This window comes from Celeribacter marinus, assembly GCF_965656515.1.
Classification (GTDB): domain Bacteria; phylum Pseudomonadota; class Alphaproteobacteria; order Rhodobacterales; family Rhodobacteraceae; genus Celeribacter; species Celeribacter marinus_D.
Genome location: NZ_CBFHKW010000023.1, coordinates 1 through 7,182 on the forward strand (window position 1 = coordinate 1; position 7,182 = coordinate 7,182).

The following is a 7,182-nucleotide window of genomic DNA, read 5'->3' on the forward strand; positions in this document are numbered from 1 at the left end:
GGTCCAATACCGCCCGTCTCGGAAGTTGCGGCGGTTGGCTTGGTTCTTCTCGATCCAAAAGGTGATGTTCTGGAAAATCACCGCCGCGTTCAAACCAACGCGTCCAGCGATGTCGGGATCAAAGCTATGGCGACTCATGTTTGACCCCCGTTAGCCAACACGGGCGTCGAATTTTGTACAGGTTTTGTACGAGAAATCAGTTTTAGCGCCCTATCAGCGAGGAAAACTATACGCACGTTTTTGCGTACAACTGCACAGTCGCGCAAAAATAATCTATATTTTTCAATGGATTTTGGTGATCCCGACTGGATTCGAACCAGTAACCTGCCCCTTAGGAGGGGGCTGCTCTATCCAGTTGAGCCACGGGACCACTGGGGCTTTTTAGAGGGGAAGGTTGTTTGGGGGCAAGGGGAAAGCCATCGGTCGTACTGCGCGGGACGCTAAAATTTTGTCTCGATGGAGAGGAGGAAAAAGGGGGAGTGAAATTGGCCCACCACTCCCCCTTTTAAAATCCGATACCGCGCTGTGAGTAAGAGAGCTTGCAGGGCGAACCGGATATGCTGTGCACAGATCGTGTCTAATGCGCATTGTTAGCGATAACATACACGGGTTGCGCGGCGTGGACAAGGATGTTTTATAATGTATTCTGTGAGGGATATATAAAATGGAGCCAATGGCCATGTCGCAGGATCAGGATTTCACCCCACCGAAACGTCCGCTTACTCTTCGTGATGTGTCAGAGGCTTCGGGCGTGTCCGAGATGACCGTGAGCCGCGTGCTGCGAAATCGTGGCGATGTGTCGGAGACGACACGTAACAAAGTGTTAGAGGCGGCACGCGAGCTTGGGTATGTCCCCAACAAAATTGCAGGCGCTTTGGCGTCGAGCCGCGTGAACCTCGTCGCTGTTATTATTCCGTCCTTGTCCAATATGGTGTTTCCTGAAGTGATGACGGGTATTTCCGACATTCTCGACGAGACCGAGCTACAACCCGTGGTCGGCGTCACGCATTATAAACCCGAACGCGAAGAAAAGGTGTTGTACCAGATGCTGTCATGGCGTCCCTCGGGAGTCATTATTGCGGGGCTTGAGCATACCGAAGCCTCCAAAGCGATGTTGGCGGCAGCGGGCATTCCCGTGGTCGAGATCATGGACACCGATGGCGATGCGATTGATGCCAAAGTTGGCATTTCCCATCGCCGTGCAGGTCGCCAAATGGCGCAGGCCATCGTCGAGGCAGGGTACAAGCGCATCGGCTTTCTCGGGACCAAAATGCCACTCGATCACCGTGCTCGCAAACGCTTTGAGGGATTTACGGAGACATTGGCCAAAGCTGGCCTAGAGATCGCAGATCAGGAGTTCTATTCGGGCGGGTCCGCCTTGGTCAAAGGGCGCGAGATGACCCAAACCATTTTAGAACGTAACGCCGACGATCCGCTTGATTTCCTTTATTACTCCAATGACATGATCGCATCTGGCGGGCTGCTATACTGTCTCGATAACGGGATCGACGTACCGGGTGATATTGGCTTGGCAGGGTTTAACGGCATTGAGTTCATTGACGGGCTGCCCAAGAAGCTCGCGACAATGAAAGCCATGCGCTCGGAGATCGGTCGCGCCGCGGCACAGATCATTGCAAAACGCGTGGCCGATAGCAGTGCCCCGCGTGGTGAAGAGATCGTGTTGGAGCCGGAGCTGAAAATCGGGGAGACCCTGCGCCGTAAGAAAAAGTCGCTCTAGACCTGAACAACCCAACGATAACGCGCGTCATAAGCTAGAAATTTGCACCACGCGGTATAGATGAATTGCAAGATTGCGCAGCTCTGCGTGCCCGCACCACACTTAGATAACGGAAGTCTACATGCCCCATTACAAATCCCGCCGCTCAACGCACGGACGCAACATGGCCGGTGCCCGCGGCCTTTGGCGCGCCACAGGCATGACAGACGATGATTTCGGCAAACCGATCATCGCTGTCGTCAACTCGTTCACACAATTCGTTCCCGGTCACGTTCACCTCAAAGACCTCGGTCAGATGGTGGCGCGTGAGATTGAGGCTGCGGGCGGCGTGGCCAAAGAATTCAACACGATTGCGGTGGATGACGGCATTGCGATGGGTCACGATGGGATGCTCTATTCCCTACCCTCGCGCGAAATCATTGCGGATAGTGTCGAATACATGGTCAACGCGCATTGTGCGGACGCTATGGTGTGTATTTCCAACTGCGATAAAATTACTCCCGGTATGATGATGGCGGCGATGCGCCTCAACATCCCCGTGATTTTCGTCTCGGGTGGTCCGATGGAAGCGGGCAAGGTGCAAGATGGCGATATCGTGCAAAAGCTCGATCTTGTGGACGCAATGGTGTCCGCCGCCGATGAAAGCTACACCGATGCGCAGGTGGAAGAGATTGAGAAAGCCGCCTGTCCGACCTGTGGATCATGCTCGGGCATGTTCACCGCAAACTCTATGAACTGTCTTGCTGAGGCCTTGGGTCTGGCACTTCCGGGCAACGGGTCCACGCTGGCCACTCACGCCGATCGTCGTCACCTCTTTTTGGAAGCTGGTCGTAAGATCGTTGAGATCACCAAAAAGCACTACGAAGAAGACTTGCCGGGCTACTTGCCACGCGAGATCGCGACATTCGAGGCCTTTGAAAACGCTATGTCGCTCGATATTGCGATGGGCGGCTCGACCAACACCGTGTTGCACCTCTTGGCGATTGCCTATGAGGGCAAGGTCAACTTTACGATGGATGACATTGACCGCCTGAGCCGCAAGGTTCCGGTACTTTGCAAAGTCGCGCCCTCGGTTGCGAACGTTCACATGGAAGATATCCACCGCGCGGGCGGCATTTTTGCCATCCTTGGAGCGATGTATCGCGGCGGGTTAATCCACGGCGATGCGCGCACCGTTCACTCCGAAACAATGGCCGCCGCGATTGCCAAATGGGACATCACGGTTGCGAACAACCCAGAGGCCGAGCAATTGTTCAAAGCGGCCCCCGGCGGCGTGCGTACCACACAGGCCTTTTCTACAGAAAACCGCTACAAAGAACTCGACACAGACCGCAAGAACGGTGTGATCCGTTCAGTAGAACACGCGTTTTCCAAGGACGGCGGCTTGGCTGTTTTGTTCGGCAATGTGGCGGAGCGCGGCTGTATCGTGAAAACGGCAGGCGTCGATGAGAGCATTCTCAAATTCACGGGCAAAGCGCGTGTGTTTGAAAGCCAGGATGATTCTGTCAGCGCGATTCTCAGCCGCAAGGTCGAGGCCGGAGATATTGTGGTCATTCGATATGAGGGGCCACAGGGTGGACCAGGCATGCAGGAAATGCTTTACCCAACGTCATATCTAAAATCCAAAGGCTTGGGCAAAAAATGTGCCTTGTTGACCGATGGCCGCTTTTCCGGCGGCACCTCTGGATTGTCGATCGGCCACGTGTCACCAGAAGCCGCAGAGGGCGGTATAATCGGATTGGTGGAAACGGGCGACATCATTGAGATCGACATCCCCAACCGCTCCATCGAGCTCAAGGTCGAGGCAAGTGAGCTGGATCGTCGTCGCACTGCGATGGGGCCACTTCCGTGGAAGCCCAAAGAGCCACGTCCACGTCACGTCACAACAGCGCTCAAAGCCTATGCCCTGTTGGCTTCTGCGGCAGATAAGGGTGCGGTGCGCATCCTGCCTGACGACCAATAAACCGATCAAATTTACGACTATAATTCGCCGCCCTTCGGGGCGGCGTTTTGCATATGTGGGGAATGCGGCACGTAATCTTAGTGATAACACCGCAACAAAAAACCCGCGCCGAAGCGCGGGTTATTTTAGACGAAGTGGTGAGCCGTGATGGGTTCGAACCATCGACCTACTGATTAAAAGTCAGTTGCTCTACCAGCTGAGCTAACGGCCCACTTTCATCGTGAGGCGGGTATTACGAGTGCAGGGCGTGAGCGTCAAGGACTAAACAGAGATTTTCTTGGAAAAGGTTCCATCAGGGTTTATACGCCGCTTTATGCAACAGGTATTCTCCCCCTCGAACCTGCCCTTCGTAAAGATGCACGGGCTAGGCAATGACTTCGTGATCTTTGATTCTCGGGGGATTGACGCGCGCGTCACCCCAAACCTGGCAAAGGCCATCGGTGATCGCAACCGTGGCGTTGGCTTTGATCAACTCGCGGAGATCACAGATGGCGAGGGGACAGATATCTCGCTCGACTTTTGGAACAGTGATGGAAGTCGCGCGGGCGCCTGCGGCAATGCCACCCGCTGTGTCGCGTGGCTAATGATGCAAGAGAGCGGCAACAACAGCGTAACCATTCGAACCGAGCGCGGCATTCTACACGCCGTGCGCGCGGGCGACGAGGTGTCGGTGAACATGGGCCACCCACAACGCGACTGGCACGAGGTGCCGCTCAGCCACGCGGTGGATACCAACCACCTTCCCATCGCGGGCGATCCTGTGGCGATCGGCATAGGCAATCCGCATGCGGTGTTCTTTGTGGATGACATTGCGGGCGTTGATGTCGCCGCCCAAGGTGCCGCTGTCGAACATGACCCTCTATTTCCCCAGCGCACCAATGTTGAATTTGCCCAAGTGCGCGGCCACGACGAGATCAGAATGCGCGTCTGGGAACGTGGGGCGGGCATTACGCTTGCATGTGGCTCAGGAGCCTGCGCTACGGCCGTAGCGGCCGCTGAGCGCGGCCTGACGGGCAGGAAAGTGCGTATGGAGGTCGACGGCGGCTGGATGACCCTCGACTGGCGTGACGATGGTGTATGGATGACGGGACCAGTGCAATTTGTATTTAAGGGCGAATTTGACGCATCATTTCTGGAGCAGATCTAATGTCAGCCAAACCGCCCGTCTTTGCGACACTCGGCTGTCGTCTCAACGCCTATGAAACCGAAGCCATGAAAGACCTTGCGGCGAAAGCGGGGGTCGAGAACGCTGTCGTGGTCAACACCTGTGCTGTGACCGCCGAAGCGGTACGCAAAGCCCGCCAAGAGATCCGCAAACTGCGCCGTGAGAATCCTGATGCCAAAATCATCGTGACAGGGTGCGCCGCGCAGACCGAGCCGGAGACATTCACGTCGATGAGTGAGGTTGATATCGTCATCGGCAATACCGAAAAGATGCAGCCTGAAACGTGGTCCGCGATGGGGCCGGATTTCATCGGCCAGACCGAGCGCGTTCAGGTCGACGATATTATGAGCGTCACCGAGACAGCGGGCCACCTGATCGACGGGTTCGGCACGCGCAGCCGCGCCTATGTTCAAGTGCAAAACGGCTGTGATCACCGCTGCACCTTTTGCATTATCCCATACGGGCGCGGCAATTCGCGCTCGGTGCCTGCGGGCGTGGTGGTCGATCAGATCAAACGCCTCGTAGACAAGGGCTTCAACGAAGTCGTGCTCACGGGCGTTGATCTGACCTCATGGGGGGCCGACCTGCCCGCGGCGCCGCGTTTGGGCGATTTGGTTATGCGCATCCTTAAACTGGTGCCCGACCTGGCCCGCCTGCGGATTTCATCGATTGATTCGATTGAGGCTGATGACGCGCTGATGCAGGCCATTGCCACTGAGCCGCGTCTTATGCCGCACCTCCATCTCTCGCTTCAACACGGGGATGACATGATTCTCAAGCGCATGGCCCGCCGCCATCTGCGCGATGATGCAATTGCGTTTTGCGAAGAGGCCAAGCGCCTAAGGCCCGACATGACATTCGGCGCAGATATCATCGCCGGGTTCCCCACCGAAACTGATGCGCACTTTGAAAACTCGCTTAAACTGGTTTCGGATTGCGATCTAACGTGGCTGCACGTCTTTCCCTATTCAAAGCGCGAGGGCACGCCAGCGGCGAAAATCCCAAGCCAAGTGAATGGCAAAACCATTAAGGAGCGCGCGGCGCGCCTTCGCTCTGCGGGCGACGCACAGGTCGCCCGTCACCTCACCGCACAAATCGGGCGGACTCATCGCATCTTGATGGAGAATCCCCTGATGGGCCGCACCGAACAATTCACCGAGGTCAGTTTTGCCGCCCCACAAGTTGAAGGCCAGATTGTTACCGCTACGATTGCTGGCGTAAGCGGCACACAGTTGACAGCATAGCGCCATGACCCGTCCGATCCTGTATTCCTTTCGACGATGCCCCTATGCCATGCGTGCTCGCCTAGCGATAGCATCGGCGGGACTAGAGGTCGAATTGCGCGAAGTCGTGCTGCGCGACAAACCTGCGCAGCTGATCGTAGCCTCGCCCAAGGCCACCGTGCCCGTTTTGATCGTGGGTGAGACCGTAATCGACGAGAGCCGCGACATTATGGATTGGGCGCTTGCCCACAACGACCCTGACGGGTGGCGCGACATGCCGCCTGAGGGAGAGGCATGGATTTCTCAAATCGAGGGGCCATTCAAAACCGCGCTTGATCGCTACAAATACGCAACACGGTATGAGAACGTCGATGTAGGAGTTGAACGCGCGAAAGCGGCACAAATCCTTTGGAGCATCAATCAGCGCCTGACCGAAACACCATGGATATTTGGCGCATCACCTACACTTGCGGACATGGCGACGATTACCTTTGTGCGTCAATTTGCGAACACGGACCGTACATGGTTCGATGCCCAAGAGTGGGATGGGGTCAAAAACTGGCTTACACGGTTCATTCATTCTGATCAGTTCAACACAATCATGGCGAAATATGAAAAGTGATGCCCCGAGTCGGATATCGTAATCTTTGGGTGATATCGCTGCATTGAGTGGTCAAGACGATGTTTGCGCTCATATATATGTAAGAAACACCGTTTATGACGGCTGGAATACCACTAAGGCGCCCATCAAAGGCCCCTGCGTCCTATTGTATGCTAGACGTGGACGCATTGCCTCGCTAAAAGCGCCTCCGAAGGGCTACGGGAAATCCGTGGCCTTGAATGCATTGGCTGGTTAGGTCCGGCTTAAGACAATGGAGATTTGCTCGTGTCCCATGTAGACGAACACGAAGGCACCCGCCGCGATTTCCTGTACTACGCCACCGGTGGCGCAGGTGCAGTTGCAGCAGGCGCCGTGGTCTGGCCCCTGGTCAATCAAATGAACGCTTCCGCAGATGTTAAGGCGCTTGCCTCCATCCGCGTAAACATTGCTGACGTGCAAGCCGGCACGCAGTTGACGGTTAAATGGCGCGGC

General features: G+C 55.9%; 6 protein-coding genes and 2 tRNA genes. 6 read left to right on the plus strand and 2 right to left on the minus strand.

The genetic code is table 11. The features are described 5' to 3' along the window. Window positions 1-293: 293 nt before the first annotated feature. Window positions 294-370: transfer RNA gene (locus tag ACTG34_RS07075), tRNA-Arg, on the minus strand. Between the two features lie 309 nt (window positions 371-679). Between ACTG34_RS07075 and ACTG34_RS07080 the strand changes: the two genes are divergently transcribed. Then, window positions 680-1,738: a LacI family DNA-binding transcriptional regulator gene (locus ACTG34_RS07080; RefSeq protein ID WP_439104265.1), complete on the plus strand. Its 1,059-nt coding sequence runs from the start codon at window positions 680-682 to the stop codon at window positions 1,736-1,738. A gap of 121 nt (window positions 1,739-1,859) precedes the next feature. Continuing rightward, a complete protein-coding gene (gene ilvD, locus ACTG34_RS07085; RefSeq protein ID WP_439104266.1) occupies window positions 1,860-3,701 on the plus strand; it encodes a dihydroxy-acid dehydratase in 1,842 nt (613 codons plus the stop codon). 135 nt (window positions 3,702-3,836) lie between these two features. Here the strand turns inward: ilvD and ACTG34_RS07090 are convergent. Beyond that, window positions 3,837-3,912, minus strand: a tRNA-Lys gene (locus tag ACTG34_RS07090). Between the two features lie 102 nt (window positions 3,913-4,014). Here ACTG34_RS07090 and dapF point away from each other — a divergent pair. The 4 genes from dapF to ACTG34_RS07110 all read left to right on the plus strand — a co-directional run. Next, entirely contained in the window at window positions 4,015-4,848 is an 834-nt protein-coding gene (gene dapF, locus ACTG34_RS07095; RefSeq protein ID WP_439104299.1) for a diaminopimelate epimerase, read from the plus strand. Next, window positions 4,848-6,110: a tRNA (N(6)-L-threonylcarbamoyladenosine(37)-C(2))-methylthiotransferase MtaB gene (gene mtaB, locus ACTG34_RS07100; protein WP_439104267.1), complete on the plus strand. Its 1,263-nt coding sequence runs from the start codon at window positions 4,848-4,850 to the stop codon at window positions 6,108-6,110. The genes dapF and mtaB overlap by 1 nt, the downstream gene beginning before the upstream one ends. A gap of 4 nt (window positions 6,111-6,114) precedes the next feature. Continuing rightward, on the plus strand, window positions 6,115-6,711 hold the full coding sequence (locus ACTG34_RS07105; RefSeq protein ID WP_439104268.1) for a glutathione S-transferase: 597 nt from the start codon (window positions 6,115-6,117) through the stop codon (window positions 6,709-6,711). Between the two features lie 264 nt (window positions 6,712-6,975). Further along, window positions 6,976-7,182, plus strand: a 207-nt coding sequence (locus tag ACTG34_RS07110) for a ubiquinol-cytochrome c reductase iron-sulfur subunit N-terminal domain-containing protein (protein WP_439104269.1), incomplete at its 3' end; no start/stop codon positions are given.

Excerpts from the sequence above, each read along its gene's own strand:
- ACTG34_RS07080 (WP_439104265.1), top strand. The coding sequence starts at position 680 with ATGTCGCAGGATCAGGATTTCACCCCACCGAAACGTCCGCTTACTCTT.
- ilvD (WP_439104266.1), top strand. The coding sequence starts at position 1,860 with ATGCCCCATTACAAATCCCGCCGCTCAACGCACGGACGCAACATGGCC.
- dapF (WP_439104299.1), top strand. The coding sequence starts at position 4,015 with ATGCAACAGGTATTCTCCCCCTCGAACCTGCCCTTCGTAAAGATGCAC.
- mtaB (WP_439104267.1), top strand. The coding sequence starts at position 4,848 with ATGTCAGCCAAACCGCCCGTCTTTGCGACACTCGGCTGTCGTCTCAAC.
- ACTG34_RS07105 (WP_439104268.1), top strand. The coding sequence starts at position 6,115 with ATGACCCGTCCGATCCTGTATTCCTTTCGACGATGCCCCTATGCCATG.